At 32.8% G+C, this 825-nt stretch carries 2 protein-coding genes; both read right to left on the minus strand.

Features of this window, described 5'->3' with window-relative positions; all coding sequences use genetic code 11:
• Positions 1-180 precede the first annotated feature (180 nt).
• Entirely contained in the window at positions 181-624 is a 444-nt protein-coding gene (locus AC1DTM_RS29500) for a carboxymuconolactone decarboxylase family protein (RefSeq protein ID WP_016104941.1), read from the minus strand.
• An 81-nt stretch (positions 625-705) separates the two neighbouring features.
• On the minus strand, positions 706-825 hold a 120-nt coding region (locus AC1DTM_RS29505), incomplete at its 5' end, for a hypothetical protein (protein ID WP_477001593.1).

An 825-nucleotide genomic window follows, 5' to 3' on the forward strand; every position in this document is an offset into this window, starting at 1 on the left:
GTGGAAAACAGCGAAAAACGTATTCAAACTTTAGAAGAAAATGATTAACATATTAGAATACAGATTAGAGATAGTAAAATCAAAAACACAGTGGGGGAAATAACCAACTGTGTTTTTATATAGGGTGTATTTAATTTTACAATTAACTAAATCGATCGCATATTGTTTGGTGGATGAGTGTTATTTTTTTATTACGGTATTGCCCATCGCAATAGAAATTCGATTCCAGCTGTTTATTTGATTAATGATTAACACAAGATCAACATATTGTTTTTCGTCAAAGTATTCACGTACTCGGTTGTATAGATTTTCAGGAACTCTTTTAGTAGGAATGAGAGTAATATGCTCCGATAGTTCCAAAGCAACTTTTTCTTCAGGAGTATAAAAATCACAATCATTCCAAGCATTTAAGCAATAAATTCTTTGCTCGGTTTCACCTAATTTTCGGGCGTCAGAAGTATGCATATCGATACAATAAGCACAACCATTAATTTGAGAGACTCTAATTTTTATAAGCTCTCTAACAGCGCGATTAATTGAGGATTTCTTCGTGTATTTCTCCATATCCATCATAATTTTCATACCATCAGGCGAAATATCATAGTAGGCAATTCTTTGACTCATAAGACAAAACCTCCATTATTATAAGTTTTTATAATAAAAACACACTAGGTCGCTATTGGGACTTCTAGTGTGTTTTCGTAATTAATTTACTTTTTTAATAAAACCTTTATAATGACGTTTCRCAAGCTGACTTTCAAGCGTCTTCATCGTTTCTAATGCTACACCTACGATGATAAGTAAGCTTGTGCCACCGATTTGGGC

It is taken from the genome of Bacillus sp. P4_D3, from assembly GCF_056401855.1.

What these genes read in the sequence shown, in the direction of transcription:
- AC1DTM_RS29500 (WP_016104941.1), bottom strand. Translation starts at nt 624, where the DNA reads ATGAGTCAAAGAATTGCCTACTATGATATTTCGCCTGATGGTATGAAA.